This window comes from Lentihominibacter faecis, from assembly GCF_014306095.1.
Lineage (GTDB): Bacteria > Bacillota > Clostridia > Peptostreptococcales > Anaerovoracaceae > Lentihominibacter > Lentihominibacter faecis.
This window is the reverse complement of record NZ_JACRWC010000036.1, coordinates 1-20,157: the sequence shown is the minus strand read 5'-3', so window position 1 is coordinate 20,157 and position 20,157 is coordinate 1. Positions and strand designations below refer to the sequence as shown.

Annotated in this window: 23 protein-coding genes; 2 read left to right on the top strand and 21 right to left on the bottom strand. The window is 48.7% G+C overall.

Annotation, left to right across the window (positions count from 1 at the left end; all coding sequences use genetic code 11):
- From H8876_RS10265 to H8876_RS02250, 17 genes are all read right to left on the bottom strand, one after another.
- Positions 1 to 170 (bottom strand): hypothetical protein (locus H8876_RS10265; RefSeq protein ID WP_417493103.1); only part of this gene is annotated, 170 nt, incomplete at its 3' end.
- Between the two features lie 4 nt (positions 171 to 174).
- The gene (locus H8876_RS02325; protein WP_249286359.1) at positions 175 to 705 is read right to left on the bottom strand and encodes a 4'-phosphopantetheinyl transferase family protein; all 531 of its coding nucleotides are present in this window, start codon (positions 703 to 705) and stop codon (positions 175 to 177) included.
- 50 nt (positions 706 to 755) lie between these two features.
- Entirely contained in the window at positions 756 to 1,061 is a 306-nt protein-coding gene (locus tag H8876_RS02320; RefSeq protein ID WP_177265671.1) for a YerC/YecD family TrpR-related protein, read from the bottom strand.
- Between the two features lie 94 nt (positions 1,062 to 1,155).
- A complete protein-coding gene (locus tag H8876_RS02315) occupies positions 1,156 to 2,322 on the bottom strand; it encodes a S41 family peptidase (protein ID WP_249286358.1) in 1,167 nt (388 codons plus the stop codon).
- Positions 2,313 to 3,965, bottom strand: a complete 1,653-nt coding sequence (gene recJ, locus H8876_RS02310) for a single-stranded-DNA-specific exonuclease RecJ (protein ID WP_249286357.1) — start codon at positions 3,963 to 3,965, stop codon at positions 2,313 to 2,315. Before recJ ends, H8876_RS02315 begins: the two co-directional genes overlap by 10 nt.
- 31 nt (positions 3,966 to 3,996) lie before the next feature.
- Positions 3,997 to 5,127 (bottom strand): murein hydrolase activator EnvC family protein, encoded by a 1,131-nt coding sequence (locus H8876_RS02305; protein WP_249286356.1) that lies wholly within the window; start codon positions 5,125 to 5,127, stop codon positions 3,997 to 3,999.
- Between the two features lie 58 nt (positions 5,128 to 5,185).
- A complete protein-coding gene (locus tag H8876_RS02300; RefSeq protein ID WP_249286355.1) occupies positions 5,186 to 6,415 on the bottom strand; it encodes a murein hydrolase activator EnvC family protein in 1,230 nt (409 codons plus the stop codon).
- 59 nt (positions 6,416 to 6,474) lie between these two features.
- Complete coding sequence (gene ftsX, locus H8876_RS02295) at positions 6,475 to 7,365, bottom strand: permease-like cell division protein FtsX (protein ID WP_249286354.1); 891 nt, start codon at positions 7,363 to 7,365, stop codon at positions 6,475 to 6,477.
- On the bottom strand, positions 7,362 to 8,135 hold the full coding sequence (gene ftsE / locus H8876_RS02290; protein WP_177265665.1) for a cell division ATP-binding protein FtsE: 774 nt from the start codon (positions 8,133 to 8,135) through the stop codon (positions 7,362 to 7,364). Before ftsE ends, ftsX begins: the two co-directional genes overlap by 4 nt.
- Before the next feature lie 143 nt (positions 8,136 to 8,278).
- Positions 8,279 to 8,746 (bottom strand): protease complex subunit PrcB family protein, encoded by a 468-nt coding sequence (locus H8876_RS02285; RefSeq protein ID WP_177265664.1) that lies wholly within the window; start codon positions 8,744 to 8,746, stop codon positions 8,279 to 8,281.
- A 120-nt stretch (positions 8,747 to 8,866) separates the two neighbouring features.
- A complete protein-coding gene (locus H8876_RS02280) occupies positions 8,867 to 9,454 on the bottom strand; it encodes a hypothetical protein (protein WP_249286353.1) in 588 nt (195 codons plus the stop codon).
- A 28-nt stretch (positions 9,455 to 9,482) separates the two neighbouring features.
- On the bottom strand, positions 9,483 to 10,415 hold the full coding sequence (locus tag H8876_RS02275; RefSeq protein WP_249286352.1) for a transketolase family protein: 933 nt from the start codon (positions 10,413 to 10,415) through the stop codon (positions 9,483 to 9,485).
- Positions 10,415 to 11,233, bottom strand: a complete 819-nt coding sequence (locus H8876_RS02270; RefSeq protein WP_249286351.1) for a transketolase — start codon at positions 11,231 to 11,233, stop codon at positions 10,415 to 10,417. Before H8876_RS02270 ends, H8876_RS02275 begins: the two co-directional genes overlap by 1 nt.
- Positions 11,234 to 11,321: 88 nt before the next feature.
- Positions 11,322 to 11,681, bottom strand: a complete 360-nt coding sequence (locus H8876_RS02265; RefSeq protein WP_249286350.1) for a type II toxin-antitoxin system PemK/MazF family toxin — start codon at positions 11,679 to 11,681, stop codon at positions 11,322 to 11,324.
- 75 nt (positions 11,682 to 11,756) lie between these two features.
- Positions 11,757 to 12,620 carry an NAD(P)H-hydrate dehydratase gene (locus H8876_RS02260; RefSeq protein WP_249286349.1) on the bottom strand — a complete coding sequence of 288 codons (864 nt, stop codon included), beginning with the start codon at positions 12,618 to 12,620 and terminating at the stop codon, positions 11,757 to 11,759.
- A complete protein-coding gene (locus H8876_RS02255; protein ID WP_249286348.1) occupies positions 12,602 to 13,135 on the bottom strand; it encodes a methylated-DNA--[protein]-cysteine S-methyltransferase in 534 nt (177 codons plus the stop codon). Before H8876_RS02255 ends, H8876_RS02260 begins: the two co-directional genes overlap by 19 nt.
- A 59-nt stretch (positions 13,136 to 13,194) precedes the next feature.
- Positions 13,195 to 13,695, bottom strand: a complete 501-nt coding sequence (locus tag H8876_RS02250; protein WP_177265074.1) for a hypothetical protein — start codon at positions 13,693 to 13,695, stop codon at positions 13,195 to 13,197.
- Positions 13,696 to 14,230: 535 nt separating this feature from the next.
- Between H8876_RS02250 and H8876_RS02245 the strand changes: the two genes are divergently transcribed.
- Positions 14,231 to 15,280, top strand: coding sequence for a YeiH family protein (locus H8876_RS02245; protein ID WP_249286347.1), 1,050 nt, complete (start codon positions 14,231 to 14,233; stop codon positions 15,278 to 15,280).
- Positions 15,281 to 15,283: 3 nt separating this feature from the next.
- On the opposite strand, the gene H8876_RS02240 is transcribed toward H8876_RS02245, so the two are convergent.
- The 4 genes from H8876_RS02240 to H8876_RS02225 form a co-directional block, all read right to left on the bottom strand.
- Complete coding sequence (locus H8876_RS02240) at positions 15,284 to 15,919, bottom strand: hypothetical protein (RefSeq protein ID WP_249286346.1); 636 nt, start codon at positions 15,917 to 15,919, stop codon at positions 15,284 to 15,286.
- Positions 15,920 to 16,099: 180 nt separating this feature from the next.
- The gene (locus tag H8876_RS02235; RefSeq protein ID WP_249286345.1) at positions 16,100 to 17,683 is read right to left on the bottom strand and encodes a sodium/proline symporter; all 1,584 of its coding nucleotides are present in this window, start codon (positions 17,681 to 17,683) and stop codon (positions 16,100 to 16,102) included.
- Positions 17,680 to 17,856 (bottom strand): hypothetical protein, encoded by a 177-nt coding sequence (locus H8876_RS02230; protein ID WP_249286344.1) that lies wholly within the window; start codon positions 17,854 to 17,856, stop codon positions 17,680 to 17,682. The genes H8876_RS02235 and H8876_RS02230 overlap by 4 nt, the downstream gene beginning before the upstream one ends.
- Positions 17,857 to 18,059: 203 nt before the next feature.
- Positions 18,060 to 19,532, bottom strand: coding sequence for a sodium:solute symporter family protein (locus tag H8876_RS02225; RefSeq protein ID WP_249286343.1), 1,473 nt, complete (start codon positions 19,530 to 19,532; stop codon positions 18,060 to 18,062).
- An 82-nt stretch (positions 19,533 to 19,614) separates the two neighbouring features.
- On the opposite strand from H8876_RS02225, the gene H8876_RS02220 reads away from it, so the two are divergent.
- On the top strand, positions 19,615 to 20,088 hold the full coding sequence (locus H8876_RS02220; protein ID WP_249286342.1) for a hypothetical protein: 474 nt from the start codon (positions 19,615 to 19,617) through the stop codon (positions 20,086 to 20,088).
- Positions 20,089 to 20,157 lie beyond the last annotated feature (69 nt).

Below are 20,157 nucleotides of genomic sequence, written 5' to 3'. Positions count from 1 at the left end.
CGTGGGCTCGGAGATGTGTATAAGAGACAGTAATGATACTGCTCCAGTTCATCGACAGTTTCCAGTATTTCGTTTTCGTCAAACCCCTTGTCCTTAAGATGCCGTATCACCTCCTGCCGCGTCCTCGGCCGGCTGTTTAGATACGATACTGCCTTTTCTCTCACATCCATTTCCTTACTCCTTTTTCACGCAGCAGGAGCAGTAAATATCCTTTTCCCACTGAAAATCCAGGAACTCCACATCGTTTCGATCCAGTACGGATATCCCACTCATCACATCCGCAAGTCCGTTTCCTGTGTATTTGGAATACGCCTCCTTGCGGGTCCACAGGCGAAAGAATGCCGCTGCGCCCAGCTTTCGCACCAGTTCGGCCTCTTCTTCTGCAAAGTACCTTGCTGAGATCTTTGCAGGATCCATTTTTCTCCCATGCTGCAGATCGATCCCAAGCGGTCTGTCTCCGATGAGACAGGCAAACAGGTTTTTACTGTGGCTTGCGGATATATAAATATTTGGTCTTTCAGGTCGGTCTGCTTGATCCTGCTCTGCTGCACTCTGCACATACGGCTTGCCTTTTTCCGTTCGCATGATTTTAAGATCCGGCATCCCGGCCTCGGCAAGTGCATGATAAAGCAGTCTCTCCGTCAGTTCCCGCCCTTTTGATTCCGGGTACATATCCCGGTAGTCTTCGTATATTCTGATCTCCATTTTTATTTAAAAAGGGCGGAACAATATGTTCCGCCGCTCCTCTTCACATATTAATCTTTATCTTCATCCGCCAGTCTCTGCAGGATACGCTTGTAACCGTCCGCACCGTACACCAGACACTTGTTGATCCTGCTGATGGTAGCCGTCGATGCCTTGGTGACAGCTTCTATCTCGCTGTAAGTCTTGTCTTCCGACAGCAGCTTCGCCACCTGCAGACGCTGTGCGATCGCATGGATCTCATTGACCGTGCATACATCCTCAAAAAACCGGTAACAGTCCTCTTCATCCTCAAGGAGCAGGATCGCCCGGAACAATTCGTCGATATCATCTCGTTTGAACTTGGATTCGTAAGCCATGATACGTTCCTTTCCTAATCAGTTACTCTAACAAGATTTTACCATGGACCATAACCGACCGTCAACTATTACTTTAACGTTATAAAGCATTCCCTTAGAACAGACTTTCTGCTTTCTCAAGCTGCTTGTCAGTCTCAGTTCCCTCCGGATTCTTCACCTCATAATCAGGTGTGATGCCTTTCTCCTGAATGGCATTGCCCTTCGGCGAAAAATACTGCATTATGGTAAGTTTCAATGCCGATCCGTTCTTTAGCTCTGCCGTGGACTGGATAACACCTTTTCCGAAGGTCGTCTCACCTACCAGCTTGCATCCGTTGTCCTTCAGTGCTCCCGCAAGGATTTCCGAGCAGCTGGCACTGTTGCCGTTGACCAGCACTACCGTCTTGAGATCCGTTTTGCCGTCCTTGGCCTTGTACTCCTGCTTCTTGCCGTTTTTATCCTCCACGTAGGTCACAATGCCCTCATCCAGGAATTCGTCCGCGATTTCGATGCACTGATCCACCAGACCGCCTCCGTTGTCTCTCAGATCCAGAATAAGGCCTTTCGCGCCCTTTCCTTCCAGATCCTTTAAGGCTGCCGAAAAATCATCTGCAGACGAGCTGATAAAACTGCTCAGCTTGATGTATCCGATCTGTCCATCCAGCATCTTGTATTCCACGCTCTTCTCCACGATCTTTTCTCTGGTGATATCGGCCTCGTTCTTCTTATTATCCCGCACATAGGTGATCTTCACCTTAGTCCCGGCGTTACCGCGGATCGCCTTTGCCATCACGTCCATATCGTCATAGGTCTTACCGTCCACCTCAACGATATAGTCTCCGGATTTCAGCCCGGCTTTCTCGGCCGGGGAATCTTTCGCCACGCCTACGATGATATAGTTGCCATTTTTATCCTGCGAAAATGTCACGCCTATACCGGAATACTCTCCCGTTGCAGAAGATTTCCAGTTTTCATATTCCTCATTGGTCATATAGGAAGAATACGGATCCCCCAGCCCGGCCACCAGTCCTTTGCAGGCGCCATCTATCAGATCCTGTTGATCAACATCCTTGTAATAGCTGTCGTTTATCGTTTCATACAGCTGCTCCGCCTTGCCGAAGTGCTCGTATGTACTCTTCATACTGTTGTACTCGTCCTTCGGCATGCTGACATATCCCAGCGCGCCTTTGCATACTGCAAAACCGACCCCGGCCGTGAGCACACCTCCTGCCAGGAAAGCCGCCACCAGGATGGCGATCAGTTTTTTCTTCGTTAATTCCATTCTTTCATCTCCTCTATCATAATCTGCACTCTCGTCCTTCCCTGCCACTGCTGCACGTCAACAGTTCCGATGAGGTCCACCGGTTTCTCGCTGCAAAGCAGGCTCCGCCACTCCTGCGCTTTTCGAAAGAGTACGCAGTCCGCTCGCGTGCCGGCCCGGGATACTGCAGTAAAGCGTGCATGCGTCTCGTCTGCGCCCATAAATCGAACACCTTGCAGGCTCACCTCCCGCAGCATGAATTTCGGTCGCTCATTGTCCTTGCCAAAAGGCTCCAGCTTCTCAAGAGTCTCCGCCAGTTCCACCGTGATCTCCGCCGGATCCAGTTCCAGATCCCATGGGATACCGTTATCAAATATATGCGGATCTGCTTCTTTTAAGAAGTCCATCTCTTCCTGGACTGCCTGCCGCAGCAGCGGCAGTTTATCTTCTGCCATCAAAAATCCACAGGCGCTTTTATGCCCTCCGAATCGTTCAAACAGCCCGTATTTATCATCACATTTTTTCAGGACTCCATAAATATCCACCGTATCGATGCTTCTTCCGGTCCCTTTCAGGAAGTCTTCTCCCGACGGTGATACGATCACGATAGGACGATTCATTTCTTCCTTAATCTTACCCGCAACGATGCCGCCCACGCCTTCATGGATATCCGTCATGGGGAGAACAATAAAGTCATACTCTTTATCTTCCTGTTTGAGGATCTCAAGTCCTTTCTGATACGCCTCGTCCTGTTTCTGTTTCCGATCTGCATTGAAATGGATCAGCTTCTCCACCTGCCGATGGATCGTCTGCGGATCCCGGCTCATAAAAAGCTGCACCGCTTCTTCCGCCTCTGCCATACGTCCCGCGGCATTGATGTGTGGTCCGATGCCAAAGGCGATGTTTTCAGAAGCGACATTCTTTAAGGAGATACCTTCCTTCAAGCTCTTCATGGCAGGTCTCGTGCCGGCATTGATCCGTGCCAGTCCGTATTTCACAAACGTCCGGTTTTCATCCAGCAGCGGTACTACGTCCGCTACCGTTCCCACTGCCAGCAGATCCAGCACTTCATTCAAAACGCTCTTAGGGAGTCCTGTCCGCTTCTGCAGCGCCTGACACAGCTTGAATGCCACGCCGCATCCTGCGATCCCGTCAAAAGGATAATGATCCTCTTTCTGTTTGGGATTGATTACTATACAGTCGGCTTTTCTTCCGTCGATACTATGATGGTCTGTTACGATCATCTTTATTCCCAGTTCCCGCGCCAGATCCGCCTCCTCGCATGAAACGCTGCCGCAGTCTACGGTAACGATCAGACCAACGCCTTGTTCTGCCAGCTTTTGTACGGCTCCTTTGTTGAGTCCGTACCCTTCTTCTATACGAGAGGGGATATAGTGGATGAAGTTGTTTGTCAGGTGAGACAGCACCGAAGAGAGGATGCACACGGAGGTGACCCCGTCAGCATCATAATCCCCGTAGATGCAGACTTTCGTATCTTTCTTTATCTCAGATAAAAGCAGATCCACTCCCGCTTCCATATTATAAAGCAGGAATGGATCATAAGTCTTCTGTGGTCTGTCTGACAAAAACTCCGAAATATCTTCCTGCGAATCCATTCCTTTCTGATGGAGCAGTGACCGCAGTATTTCTTCCGTTTTTCTCATAAGTAGTCCTCATTTATTCTATGTAATAGATTTAGTTCACGTATGGGGTAGGATTGACACGAGAACCATTGATACGCACTTCGAAGTGACAATGCGGTCCCGTAGATCTTCCCGTGCTTCCCACGTTAGCGATCCGCTGCCCGCGGGAAACGCTCTGTCCAGTACTTACCAGCACCTTCGAAGAATGCCCGTACAAAGTTGATACGCCGCCGCCGTGGTCGATAATGACATAATTGCCATAACTGTCACCTCGGTTTCCTGCCCAGATCACCTTGCCTGAGTTTGCTGCTACGATGGCTGATCCATAGGATCCCGGGATATCCAGACCTCCATGGAATTTATACTTGCCAGTAGTCGGATGGATCCTGCCTCCATACCCCGAAGATACCGTATGACAGGACGGCACCGGCCATGCCATGATACCTCCATTGTATTTTGAACTGCTGCTGGAGCTTCCCGAATTACGAATGCTCGACGTCAACGCCTGTGCATCAGCTTCCAGCTTGTCCAGTTCTCTCTGAGTTTCTGCAGAGTCTGCAGCGATCTCTGACTTTTTCTTCTCTACGCTGGCCTTATCCGCTTCCAGACTGGATTTTTGTTCTTCCATAGTTGCCTTGGATTCACTCAGCTCTGCCTGCAGCGTTTCGATTTCTTTTTTCTTGGCGTCGATTTCATCGTAAGCCTTTTGCAGTTCCTCCAGCACATCCTGATCGCTGGTGTATACCTTTTCTACCAACGACAGGTTGTTGAGGAATTCCGAAAAGCTTTCCGAATCCATCAGTACATCAATAAAACCGACGCTGCCGTTTTTATACATATTGCGAAGGCGGGCATTGAGATTCTCATTCTGGGTATTCACTTTTTCTTCAGCAGCTGCCAGTTCCTCCTCCAGGGTTTCCAGCTTAGCCTGTGCTTCGCTGATGGAGGCCTCCAGTTCATCGATATCTGACTGCTTGCTGTTGATCTGTTGTTCCAGAGAGTTGACCTGATCGCCCAGGCTCTTTTCTTTCGCCCTGCTCTCATTCAGCTCCTGCTGTTTGTTCTTGATGTTGTTGCGGATCTGACTTAAGGTCGCTGCACTTGCCAGGGATGTCTCCACGGTAAATGTCAGCATCAGCAGGATCGCAACGATCATCGCAAAACGGCTTTTTCGTTTCAGCATACCTTGTCTCCTGTTATATTTCTGTGTTAACTGATTGCTATCTGTTCTGTAAACTTATCTATAAACCTATGTACGGCATCGGATTCGTCCGTGCTCCGTTGATACGCACTTCGAAATGCAGATGATTTCCTGTCGAGCTTCCCGTCGTACCGACGTTGGCGATCCTCTGTCCCTGTGAGACGGTCTGTCCCTTTTTAACAAGGAGCTTGGAACAATGTGCATACAAAGTCGAGTATCCGTTTCCGTGATCCACGATGATATAGTTACCGAAACTCCAGTGATATGTAGCTACGATTACTCTGCCGGACTGAGCTGCCAGAATGGCAGATCCGCCTGGAGCCGCCAGGTCTACACCACCGTGCAGTTTCTTTTTACCGGTGATCGGATGAGTTCTGTATCCATATCTGGACGACATTTTATAATAGGAAGGCGCTGGCCACATCATGGAAATACCTTTATAAGTCGTGATCTTGCCATTCGTACTCGGCTTAGAGCTGCTGCTCGGTTTGGAACTGCTGGAATTCGGTTTCGGTTTGGAACTGCTGCTCGGTTTGGAACTGCTGCTGGATGATGAGCTGCTCGCTGCCTGCTCTGCACGTATCTGTGCTTCCAGAGAATCTTCATACGCTTCCAGTTCCTCCAGCTGTTCTTCCGTAAGATCCGCTTCCGTTGCCACCTGTTCCTTCTGTTTTTCCGCCGTCGCTTTGTCTTCCTTCAGCTCAGCTTTTTCTTCTTCTGCCAGTTTCTTTGATTCATCAAGCTCTGTCTGCAGAGATGCGATTTCCTGTTTCTTGCTGTCGATCTCATCGCATGTCGCCTTTAATTCTTTTAATGTATCCTTATCCTGTGAATATACTTTCTGTACCATGTCCAGGTTGGTCAGAAATTCTGAAATATCGTCAGAATCGAAAAGGACGTCCAGGAACCCCACCGAACCATTCTTGTACATGTTCCTCAGCCGTGCATTCAGATCTTCGTCCTGCTGCTCCGCCTTTTCCTCAGCTTCCTTCAGCTCCTTCTTCAAGGTATTCATCTGAGTCTCCGCATCACTGATGGCAGATTCCAGCTTGCTGATATCCGCTTCCTTGCTGCTGATCTGTTTATCCATGGAACTGATCTTGTCGCTTAAGTCCTTTTCTTCTTTTTTACTCTCCTCCAGCTCCTGCTGTTTACTTTGAATGCTCTTTCTTACCTCTTTGAGAGAGGCTGCACTTACCACACAGGTCTCCATACAGAACACCAGTGCAGTCAACAATGCAACGATCACTACAAATCGACTTCTTCTCATAAAACATCTTCCTCCTGCCTGTCAAAATCCAAATATCCAATCTTCTGTCCGTGTTTCTGTTACGCATCCAGGAACTTCCTCATGGAGATGATACTTCCGCATGCTCCGATGCTGATCCCCAGTGCCAGGAAGATCCATGCAAAGTTATAGGTCAGGAAGCCTACCGGTACCATCGGCATTGATAACACCGAAAATACCTGTGCTCCGATCACATCGATGATCTTCTGATACAGCAGTGCCGATATCCCGACGGATATGCCTGCAGATATGATTCCGATAATAATGCCCTCTGCCAGGAACGGCCCTCGAATAAACCAGTTGGTCGCTCCTACGTATTTCATGATGCTGATTTCGCCTGCTCTGTTGAACACCGTCAGCTTGATGGTATTGGATACCACCACGATGGAGACGATGATCAGGAAGATCATCACGATGATTGCCGCCAGCTGCACGAAATGGGTCATCTTCAGCAGCTTGTCCACCGTATCCTTATAATACTTCACGTCCTCTACGCCGTCGTACTGACTGCACGCCTTCGCGATCTGATCCCCGTAGTTCAGATCACCGATCATAACTACTACGGAATTAGGCAGCGGGTTTTCATTGAGGCTGTCCAGCAGATATGCATTATCTCCCCATCTGTTGCGGAAATTCTCCATGGCTGCTTCTTTGCTTTTGTAATAAGCATCCTCTACGCCCTTTTCTTCTTTGACCTGCATGATGATGTCATTGGCCTGTTCCTTCGTCACGTCATCCTCAAGATAGATCTCAATGGAGTCGTAATCCTGCTGGATCGTCTGCGCTGCCGTGTTGACATTGATCACGAGAATAAAGAAAATGCTCAGGATCAGCAGCATAGCTGTGATCGCGAAGATGGAGGCAACCGACATGGCCCTGTTTCTAAGAACCTGCAAAAACGCCTGCTTCAATGTATAAAAGAATCGTCTCACTCTTCTCTCCCTCCTCTCCGGAATCGGGATTTCGAGCGGAACGTTCTCGCGCTCTGTATCGTATCAAAGGTGGATTCCACGCCCTCCAGTGCCTCTGCATATCCGTAGAGACCGAATTCATCGCGGACGATCCGCCCTTTTTCAATGGCGATAACACGTTTCCCCATTTTATCTACAATATCTTTCGCATGGGTAACCATGAGAATGGTTGTCCCACGTTTATTGATCTGATCAAGCAGCTGCATGATCTCCCATGCAGTATCCGGATCCAGGTTCCCGGTAGGCTCGTCGGCGATCAGGATCCTCGGCCGGTTCACGATAGCTCTGGCGATAGCAACTCTCTGCTGCTCCCCGGCGGAAAGTTCGTCCGGGTATTTATTCGCCTTGGATGCGATCCCCACCATACTTAAAACCTGCGGGACATATTTTTTGATCAGCTTCTTCGGCTGATGAATGATTTCCATCGCAAAGGCAACGTTCTCATAGACGGTCTTCTTCGGCAGAAGACGGAAATCCTGGAACACGATCCCGATATTTCTCCGCAGGATCGGGACCTGACGATTCGACATGGTAGTCACTTCTCTGCCCCGCACCTTGATGCTTCCCGATGTGGCGTCGATCTCCTTCAGGATCAGCTTGATAAAAGTCGATTTACCAGCGCCACTGGGACCCACCAGAAATACGAAATCACCCTTATTGATACGAACGCTGACCTTCTCCAGACCGACGTTCGACTTGTAATATTTCGTAACGTTATCAAAAACGATCATTCTTATGATGCTCCTCCTATAGTTCGTACATACTACTATATCATACAATATTCGTGGCTATTTTTCAACATTTTGAAGAGAATTACCATAAAATGAGAGGCATTTTATCGAATAAGGGTGAAGGTTTTGTGAAGTTGTTTTTTTCAATACTGGATCCGCAGCTCGATATCCTCCGGAAGCTGTTTCAGATCCGTCCGAACGACCGCAGTCGGATACGTTATGATCTGAGAAAAAGCAGTCTTTTTATCAGGATCTTTAAATCCGGCATACACGATCAGCGTGGACTTCCCATCCTGTTCTTCTAACGCCATATGATCTACCGCCACCTTGAATCCGGAAGTCGGTTTTTCCCCTCTTGTAACGATCACATAAATATCATCGTCGATGCAGCACGCCAGCGCACGTTCCAGAGTCTTGTATTCCGGAATGATATCCGATGTGATCGCTTCCGGAAGTTCATCTTCCGGCACCTGCTCGAACCCCACTTCTTTTGCCCCGGAAAACAGTGATAAAATCAGCCAGGCTATTGCTCCTGCCGCTGCTAAAACAACCACGACAGCGATCCGTTTTCTGCGCCCGTGCAGCCATTCTTTACCCGTTTCTTTTTTCAAAACAAAAACCTCCTTCGCCTAAGGTCATTCTTGTAAACCTTATTACGAAGGAGGCATTTTTATGCTCCTTTTCAAAGGATCCTGCTGCAAAATCTGCGCAGCACGCTTTGCATCATCCGCTTAAAGTGCCGTCAAAGTCGCGCCGATCCCCTCTGCATAGGAAATCACTTTATCTTTGTTGCTTTCCGTGGACATGACGATAAACTGCACGTAATCGGAATCCGTCTCAATAGAAAGATGGCAGATAACCATTTTCATTTCTGTGGTTTTCTCCGTTACTAAGACCACGTTTTCTATGGTTTTGTAACTGCCGCAGGTGAATTCTTTGGTGCTTTCGATCTGTACATCGCTGAACACATCTGTGCTTCCCGTGATATAGCCTGTAACTTCCTTGCTGAATCCCTTGAGATCGTAACCAAGACCGCTCTTGGACTGATCTATGATCGAAATAGATGTCAGCCCGCCTGCGATTTCGATTTCAAGCGTCGATTCATCGTTGCTGTAAGTATCCGGCTCGCTCCAGTCGGAATCAGCCGTGATTTTATACTTGCCGTCTTTCGTTGTAAAGTCCTGTGCTGTCGGCTTTTTTTCTTCGGTGTCTTTTTTAGCCTGATCGTCAGATTTAGAGCTGCCGCACGCAAACAGACTCAGACAAAGGACTGCCGCTGCACCGATCGCTGCGACTTTCTTCCATGTTTCTTTTTTCATTCGCTTCTTCCTCTCGTACTGCTTTTCTTTAACCGATAAGGTTTTTGACAGCCGCTTCAATGTCCTCCGCTGTCATGCCGTACTTTTTCTTCAGTTCATCCGGCTTTCCGGATTCCCCGTAAGTGTCCTTCTGGCCTACCATAGCCATCTTCACCGGGCAGTTTTTCACGATGACTTCTGCCACCGCACTTCCCAGCCCGCCAACGATGGAATGTTCTTCCGCGGTCACGATAGCTCCTGTTTCCTGCGCCGCTTTTATAATGATATCTTCATCGATCGGCTTGATGGTATGGATGTCGATGATCCGCGCGTCGATACCGTCTTCCTTCAGTTTTTCAGCTGCCGCCATAGCCTCGCTGACCATGATGCCTGTTGCAACGATAGTAACGTCTTTACCATCTCTTACCAGGTTTCCCCTGCCCAGCGTCAGCTGGTCGGAATCCTCATAAAACACAGGTACTTTCGCTCTGCCCAGGCGCACATAGCACGGTCCTTCCATGGCCACTGCCTGCTCCAGCAGCTTCTTTGCAGAAACACCGTCTGACGGATTGATCACCGTCATTCCCGGGATGGTCCGCATCAGTGCAATATCTTCAAATGTCTGATGGCTTGCGCCGTCTTCGCCTACAGTGATGCCTGCGTGGGTAGCGCAGATCTTCACGTTAGCTCTGGTATAGCCGATGGAATTTCTGATGATCTCGAAAGCTCTGCCCGTTGCGAACATCGCAAATGTGCTGGCACACACGATCTTGCCCGAAAGCGCCAGTCCCGCTGCTGCGCCGTACAGATTCTGCTCGGCGATCCCCATGTTAAAGAAGCGATCCGGATAAGTCTTGCCAAATTCCGCTGTCATAGTAGACTTGGAAAGGTCTGCATCCATCACTACCAGCTGAGGATACTTTTCTCCCAGCTCGATGAGAGTCTTGCCATATGCCTGTCTCGTTGCCATAGTCTCTGCCATTAGAATTCACCTCCCAGTTCTGCCAGTGCCTGCTTCGTCTGTTCCTCGTCCGGCGCCTTGCCGTGCCATCCGGCATTGTTTTCCATAAAGGAAACGCCCTTTCCCTTGATAGTTTCCGCCACGATCATGGTCGGTTTGCCCTTGCATGCTCTCGCCTGCTTGAACGCATCCAGGATCTGCTTGAAGTCGTGTCCGTCGATCTGGATCACGTTCCAGCCGAATGCCTGGAATTTCTCAACGACCGGTGCTACAGTCATAACGTCTTCGTTCTTGCCATCGATCTGCAGACCGTTGTGGTCCAGGATCGCCACCATGTTGTCCAGCTTGTAATGCGCCGCCGACATCAGTGCTTCCCACACGATGCCTTCCTGGATCTCTCCATCTCCCAGCAGCACATAAATTCTGCCCGGATCATTGTCCAGCTTGTTGGCCAGCGCCATTCCACCTGCCGCAGAGATCCCCTGCCCCAGAGAGCCTGTAGACATTTCGATCCCCGGCACTTTATGCATATCCGGATGTCCCTGGAACTTTGAACCCAGCTTTCTAAGCGTCATGAAATCTTCCATCGGATAATATCCTTTTACGGCCAGTGCCGAATACTGCACCGGGCCTGCATGACCCTTGGAAAGGATGAACTTGTCCCGTCCCTTCATCTTGGGATCCTTCGGATCTACGTTCATTTCATCGAAGTAAAGAGCTGTAACGATATCTGCAGCCGAAAGAGAGCCGCCCGGATGCCCGGATCCGGCATTGTGGATCGCTTTAATGATCCCGCATCTGATTTCCGCTGCCGTTTTTTCCAATGATTTAATGTCCATTACTTCCTCCATTTTCATATGGTACGTTATTCTCCATAATAAATATAAACCCTTGCAGCGAGAACTGCAAGGGTTATCCGCAAACTCATCAGAAAAAGGAATGCTGATCGATTCCCAGACTGACGCTCAAAGCTTCATTTACCTCCGGTAACCGGGTTTTGTCAATGGTTCCGATTCTTTCTTTTAATCTTTTTTTGTCGATCGTTCTGAGTTGTTCCATCAATATGATTGAATTCTTTGACAGGCCGTTTCCGTCCGCATCTATGGCTACGTGCGTTGGAAGGTCAGCCTTGTTTTTCTTCGATGTGATCGCCGCCACTATGATGGTCGGGCTGTACTTGTTCCCCACATCGTTCTGTACTACCAGGACAGGCCGTACACCGCCCTGTTCGGAGCCAGTTACCGGACTAAGATCTGCAAAATAAAGGTCGCCCTTCTTGATGCTCAAAGCCCTCACTCCTTTTATGACCTGCGCACCGGAATTGCGCAGCTTTCGCTGCAGTGCAATCGTTCTGCGCTATCTCTATTTCCCTACGATTCCTCGAAGCGTGGCAGGCAGCTGATCCCGGATATCGGTGGCGGTCATTCCCCACTGTCCCATGATCCCGGCAGCCAGGTCTCCCGCCATACCGTGAACGAACGCCCCGGCTCTGGCAGCATCCAGAGGTGCTGTTCCCGATGCGGCAAAAGCTGTGATCACGCCGGTAAGCACGTCACCGCTGCCACCGGTCGCCATTCCCGGGTTGCCTGTAGTATTAATATATGTGCTGCCGCTTCCCGACGTCACAACCGTATCCGCTCCTTTCAGCAGAACGACTGCGCCGGTCCGGTCACTGACAGCTTCCGCAGCCTCCACGCGTCCCATCACACTGACCGGCTCCAGGTCCAGCGCATCCAGCAGGCGATCGCATTCGCCCGGGTGCGGCGTCAGTATGATATTGTCTTTTTTCTTCAGGATCCCCGTCTTTTTTCCGAACCTGCAAAGGTTAGTGATGCCGTCAGCATCGATAACGACAGGCCCGTCAAAAATACTAAGTATCTCTTCTATCAGCTGATATTTTTTCTCGCTCACTCCCATTCCCGGTCCGATTCCGATGGCATCATGCACTGATACCGACCGTAAGAACTCCCTGTCTGAAACATTGGTGCAGGTAGCCTGCGGTACTGCAATCTGCAGGATCGGAAAGATCTCCTCCGGCACCGCAGCTTTGACAAGACCCGCTCCCGAACGCAGTGCCGCACCGGTGCTGAGGACGCATGCTCCCGCCATTCCGACGGAACCGGCCACGATCAAAACTCTGCCGCACTGTCCTTTATGGATCTGCCTCGGTCGTTCTCTGATTACAGTATTGACATATGAAAGCGTTGTTAAACCTGTCTCACCCATTTTCTTTCCTCCTGCTTTTGCAGTTCTGCACGTTCCAGTGTTAAAAGCTGTCTTTTTTTCTCGATCCCGCCAGCATACCCGGTCAGGCTCCCATCTGTCCCGACAACACGGTGACACGGGATGATCAGTGAAACCGGATTATGTCCCACCGCACCTCCTACGGCCTGAGCAGACATGTGTGAAATGCCTTTTTTCACTGCGATCCGTTCTGCGATCTCTCCATAAGTCATAGTCTGTCCGTAAGGGATCGTCAGCAGTATCTCCCAGACCGCTCTGCGGAAGGGAGTCGTCTGCACTTCGATGGGAGGTAAAAATCCCGGGACCTCCCCGCTGAAATACAGATCCATCCAGTGAACTGTCTGTTCAAAAATCGGCAGATCTTTTTCCTTATATTCTTCCGGAAGCGTAGCTCCGAAATGTTTCTGACCATCGAACCATAATCCGATCAGTGCCATTTCATTGCCGGCAAGTGTGATCCCGCCCAGCGCTGATTCATAATGACTTGTATAAATCATACTGCACTCTCCTGTTTCATAGAAAAGAAAGGCTCCACATCATGCAGAGCCTCCACGTACTATTTCTTGTTCTTTCTCTTACGAGCCTTAGCTGCAGCTTCGATTCTGGCCGCTTTGATTTCCGCGTTGGTCCGGTCAGGTTTTACCGGCACATTGCCGTCGAAAACACCCTGTCCCGGAGGCGGTACATCCAGTCTCTTGCGTCTCATAGCCTGATACAGCAGCTCCTTCGCTTTCATGGATGCATGCCGCGAAAAATTGACCTTCGTGTATAAATCGAGGAGATTGTTCACGCCCATCATCCGCTTTACGTCAAAGGAAATGTTCATGATCTTGGCGAATGCGATAACATTATCGTCGATCACATTATTGTCCAGCTTTCTCCATGCACGTCTCATAACAATGACCGTAGTAAACAGATAAATGATCACACCTATCATGAGGAACGGCAGTGCCAGAATAACATTCGCCTTGATCGACCCATAAATCCCTTCACTCGGCATAACCAGATAAATGATGACTAAAATTGCAAACAGTAAGATAAATTTATTTCTGCTCATAAAACTCCTCCAGTCGTTCGTTCTTCTATTGTAATTGTACAACAATTCCGACAAAAAGAAAACTTAAATCAAGCTAAAATCGTATGCGTTGTCTTTGCAGAAGCAAATTCTGCTTCTCTTGCCGCCCTGTTCATCCAGGTCAAACTGCCCGATGACGGACCTTCTGAATCCCGGACAGCTTAAAATACCACGAATCCATTTCTAAAGGCTTCCCCGGATAATTTTCACTTCGCCACTCTTTTCCCGACAGCTAAAAATGCCCCGATTACGCTTCCGACAGCCTTCTACGGATAGTTCAGTCGTAAAACCCGATCGTTTTTTCTTACATTTCGCAAATTCATCCTTATGAAGTCCCATATTTTCCCTGCAAAATATCCTCCGAAAGGCTATTCTCTTTCATTTGGGGTATTTTCCCCGTACCGCTTTCCCATCGTATCTTCCCTTTTACCCCAACTCGTGCTATGATAGTCAGGCATGGCATTTTGCAGGAATTTCTGCAAAGCTTAAAGCAGCATTTTTACGAGGAGGCATACTCATGAGTCATACAAGTACGTTACAGCAGTTTTTTGCAAAGAATACAGCGGGCATTCTGCTCTGCCTGGCCATCGCCATTCCAGCATGGTTTTTAGGCAAAGCCGTCCCGGTAGTCGGCGGGCCGGTCTTCTCCATCCTTATCGGCATGATCGTCACCCTGTTTTTAAAAAAGAAGGATCCGTTTAAAAGCGGTATCACCTTCGTTTCTAAAAAAGTGCTCCAGTGCGCAGTCGTTCTGCTGGGATTCGGTCTCAACCTGTCCGTCATCCTGCAGACAGGGAAACAGTCCCTGCCGATCATCGTTGGAACCATCTGCACGGCACTGTTACTGGCAGCGATCCTGCGACGGGCGTTCAAGATCCCGGATAAAACTGCAACCCTCATTGGAGTAGGGTCTTCCATCTGCGGAGGATCTGCCATCGCAGCAGCAGCTCCGGTCATTGGCGCAGACGACGAAGAAGTAGCACAATCCATTTCGGTCATTTTCTTCTTCAACGTACTGGCAGCCCTGATTTTCCCGGCATTTGGAACATTCCTGGGATTTTCCACCACCAGCGGCGAAGCCTTCGGGATCTTCGCGGGAACAGCGGTCAACGACACTTCATCCGTAACGGCGACTGCGGCAACCTGGGACTCTCTCTATCATCTCGGATCGGCCACTCTGGACAAAGCCGTGACCGTAAAACTCACCCGAACTCTCGCTATCATCCCCATCACGCTGGGACTGGCGTTTTTACAGATGCGCAAAACAAAAACATCAGAAAAATCCATTTCCTTAAAAAAGATCTTTCCGATGTTCATTCTCTATTTTATTCTGGCTTCCGTGGCGACTACCATCGTCTCCGCTGCCGGGATCACTGCCGACATCTTCACACCTCTGAAAACTCTGAGCAAGTTTTTTATCGTCCTCGCTATGGCCGCCATCGGACTCAACACCAACATCGTCAAGCTGATCCGCACCGGCACCAAGCCGCTGCTTCTGGGCTTCTGCTGCTGGGTCGGCATCACTGGCGTCAGTCTTCTGCTGCAGCATGTGATGAATCTGTGGTAATCTCTACTCCTCTTCTCGTTTCTCGGCCTCTTTCTCCGCGATCATTTCTTCCAGCAGCTCGTGGTCGCCGTCTACGGATTCCAGAACGCGCTCGGCTTCTTCCAGCTGTCCTTCCTTTGCCAGTTCTTCGATATGTTTTTCATGGTCGAGAACGGAGATGCCGCCGTCTACGGCGTCCACCAGAATAAAGTAGGTATATTCTTCTGGATCGCGCGCTTTGACCACATAGAACTTCTTATAAAAAATATCTTCCTCGATGATCTGCATTTCAGGAGTCATCATCAGCTTCGCCTTGCTGATATACTGCTTCAGTGCAAAGGAATGACCCGTGTCATAACATTCATTGAGCGGCGTCTGGATCTCCAGCGCTTCATCCTCCGGAATTTCAACATAATCGAATTCCGGATCGCCTTCTGTCTCATATACGGAGCCTGAGACACGGTCGATGATGCAGTCACACAGCTTGTTCAGCTTTTTCATGATGCGGCCTTTTCCCACTGTGACCAGATACCGCAGACGAACGTATGGATAGTAGACCTCATCGATGTCCAGCAGATCCAGCTTGGAGTCCGTGTTAAACAGCAGCACCAGCGCCTCTTTTTGTGTATATCCCGGTTTTAAAATTTTTGCTTCAATCATGTTTTGATTCCTTTCCCAAAGTTCCGTCGATCCGTTTCTGTCTAAATTCTATTCTTCATTTTTACATTCTTATTGTATAAAGAGAACAGACCTCCTGTCAATAGCATTGCAGAAGGTCTGTCGCATGATTTATCACTTTATTGCATCGGCATCATATGTATACCGTACTCTTTTCAAATCTTAGTTTGCCAGAGCAGCCTGCTTGCTGAATACAAACTGAGTGATAGCCTTGTTCTCTGTGGAGAGGTGCTTGGAAGAAGCAACCTGTACCTTCTTGGATACAGCGATCTTCTTGCCCTTAGCTCTTTCCATCAGGTCACACATTTCAGGGCTCGTCGGTTTACCGAAGTTGCTTCCGATGATCATAGCCAGCGTAGATGCGATAACGCCTACGAAGAACTGGTGACATCCTGTAGAAACTGCCAGATCAGCCTGTGCCCAGATCTGAACGACTAAACCGCCGGCGATCATGGATGCTACGGAACCTGTTGCATTGGCTTTCTTCCACCATACAGCGCATACATAGCTAGGCAGGAACGCGCAGCCCATGAAGCTGAATGTATCTACGATCAGGCTGAAGATTCCAGGCGGGTTCAGGATCGCGATAGTAACACCGATGATACCAACAACGACGATGGATCCCTTGGAAATGATTACTACGCTTCTGTCGCTTGCATCCGGTCTGAGCCATCTCTTGTAGAAGTCGATGGATACGATGGTTGCGATCAGCAGCATCAGAGCAGCTACTGTACTCATGATAGCAGACATGATAGCTGTCAGCATCAGGCCAGAGAATACTCCAGGGAATTCCAGAGATGTCAGGGACGGAATTACCAGTTCAGGGTCACCGTTGATCAGACCTTCAGGTTTAGCTGTGAAGATTACCAGTCCAGCCAGTCCCAGGAAATAAGGGATGAAGCAGAACAGCTGAGTCCAGATAGTAGCGTATACTACGGAAGTCTTTGCTACCTGCGGGCTGCCCATTGCCATGTGCTTGTTAACACTGTGCGGCAGACCCATGTAACCGATGAGGTAAATACCTACGGCGCCGGCGATTACACCATAGCCGCCTTCGTATATGTCGCCACGTCCCCATACGCTCAGCAGAGTCGGGTCGATAGCAGCCAGTTTCTCGTTCAGACCGGTGAACCAGCCCATCTTCATCATAGTAGCAACGAATACGATAATCAGGGAACCGATCATGATGAATCCCTGGATTACGTCAGTCCATGCTACTGCGAAGTATCCGCCAACAAATGTGTAGAACAGGATTACTGTTACGCCGACGATGAGGCCGACAGAAAGAGGGAATCCGAACAGAGTAACCAGCGTTTTACCGGTTGCCATGAACTGTCCCAGAACGTAGCAGGAAAGTCCGAATACGGAGATGATACAAGCGATAACCTTTACAGGTACGGATTCGTATCTCTTTTCCAGATATTCGATCGGGGAGATAGCGTCCAGCAGCTGGGAGAGTCTTCTCATTCTTCTTCCCAGAACGGTCAGGTTGATCATGCCGCCTGCACCGTCACCTACTGCGTAGAAAATTGCGAAATATCCGAGTGCGTATGCTTCAGAAGGTCCACCCATGAACATGAATCCGCTCATTGCGGTAGTCTGCAGGGTCAGTGCTGTAACGAGAGGTCCCATGGATCTTCCGCCCAGCATGAAGTCTTCTGAACTCTTGGCTCTTCTGTTCCAGTAAAGCCCCATTGCGATCATACCGATAAAGTAGCAACAAAGTACGATTACTTCAACTCTCATTCTTTAGTCGCCTCCTTCCCGGCATCCGCTACAAGGTGATCTTCGAATTCCGAATCGTCAACCTGTGCATCCTGCTTTGCCATGACGCAGTAGTCGATGATGGCAGCCGTGATGTAGACGAACGGCCAGATCAGGATTGCTAAGAATGTACTGATAGGCATTCCTATAATCATAATACTTCCTCCTTACAAAATGTGAATCAATAAATGATCTTGTTATAAATTCCACGATCAGTGTAGCAAATTGTCAGACTTTTCTCAAGGAATCGACAATTTTTTTAATTTAATTTAAGGCGAGTTTAAGTTGGTTTTAATCAGCCTAAACTCGCCTCTCAATAAATCGATATATCTGTTGAAATTTCAACGTTTTTATCATTTTAATAATTTTTTAACTTGTATTCTCTGCGATAAGTCTCTATCTTCTTGTATACACGTATACGCGGCTTATCCGTCATCGCCATAATAACAAAAAAGAACAAATTTGCGATCAGACCGGCAATCGCACAGATGCTGGAATCCTGCCCGCCGCTTAAGACCAGACCGACCAGAAATGTCAGCTCGCCTGAGAGGATACCCATATAAGCAGCACTGGCTGTAGAACGCTTCCAGAAAAAAGCTCCTGCCACCGGTACGATGAGCTGTGCCTGCACTCCCAGAGCGATGATCCCCAGATCGAAGATGCTCTGAGGCACTATGATAATGAATACGTAGGAGACCAGAGCAACGATCAGCACCGTCCACTTGGCGATATCCACCAGCTTTCGTTCCGGCGTCTTCCGGTTGATATACCTTTTATGAACGTCAATGGTATATACTGCCGCAATAGCGTGCACCTGAGAATTGGCAGTAGAAAAAATCGTCGCGTAGATTCCTATGATCACAAAAGTATAGAAAAACGGATCAGCATACTGATGCAGAAGCGTCAGCAGTATCGAATCCGGATTGTCCACATGATCGGTCAACACCAGCGCGGAGTTCCCTGCAAATAAGGTTCCGACACATATAATAGAGGACAGACATAACAGCCACGGGATAATGTTGAAGTTTCTCTCCGATTCTGCCGCGTAATTTCGGATCCAGATCTGAGGTCCCATAAAAGCTCCGATAGGAACGATGAAGAACAGGGATATCCACAGAACCACGCGATGACGCCCTTCCTCTCCCGGCATGGAGACATAAGAAGGATCCTTGGCGATCAGCTCAGGGAAAACCTGGTCTGCCCCGCCGGCTACGTGCATAAGGTAACACCCTGACGACACAATAGCCAGAACGATCAAAATACCATAAAAAATATCCGTCATTACAACCGCGCGAAGACCGCCGGCCCACAGATAAATAACCAGGATCGAGAAAAAAATGATGCCGCCTACATAAGAGGAAATGACACCGGCGGTCGCCACATTCATAACCAGTATTCCTCCTACGATCTGCACCTGCAGATACACCATCGTACTCAGGATGCTTACCACCGTCACCAGCACATTCAGCTTCTTCGAATCGTAAATATCATCAAAAAAATCTGTCGGCGTCATATAGTTATGCACTTTGCCGTAATGCCAGATCCTGCGTCCCAGCAGGATAAAAAGCACGGCAAACAGCGCGTCCCATCCTACCGTCGTCATATAGATCGGTCCCTGCTCGTAGAAATATGCGATCGCGCCGATAAATGCGAATATGCTCATCCAGGTCGAAAAAATCGTCGCGTACATAGGGAACGTTTTCAGTTTTCGTCCCTGAAGAATAAAATCATTGGTATTGTTTACCGCCTTGTTGCGCGCGAATTCCCCTAAAAGAAGAGGGACAAACGCAAATACGCAGATAATCAGCAGCCTGACAGCGTTCGTGATCATTTCTTTTTCTTACCTTCCCCGTGGTTTTCGCTTTATTCTACCATAATTTTAAGCTATAATAAACAACAGGGAGGATTTTATTATGTATTTCAGCTGGCTTGTATTCATTGCACTCTTTACCTTTGCAGCCTCGACTCTGTACTTTTATATTTTTTCCCGCAAGCAGGAGAAATTCATGCAGTACTGGGGATTTTCCTGGATCGCCTATTCCATGAGTCTGCTCTGCCTGCTTTGTTTTTTTTCATCCCCAAACGATTTGTTTCTGGAGCTTCGCAAGGTCGTAGACATGTTCAACCTGCTCCTGCTCCTGTTTGGATCTTATTCCTATACACATATCAAGGTGCCTACCTACTGGTACCGCTTTTCCCTGTATCTGCTGCTTCTTGCAGTGATCTGCATGATCTACAGCTTCGATCTTTTATCCTTTTATCTGCCGATTTCCATATATCAGCTTATCATTACCGCATTTCTCTGTTATAATATATGGCAGAAGTGGGACATCATCATGGCAGAACGTATCATTGCGTCAGTGGTTTTCTTTTTATGGCTCTGTTAAAAATGTTGGGGTGGAGGATACTCCAAGGATTTCAGAGCCTCTTTCATTTTTTGAAAAAACGCTGTTTTC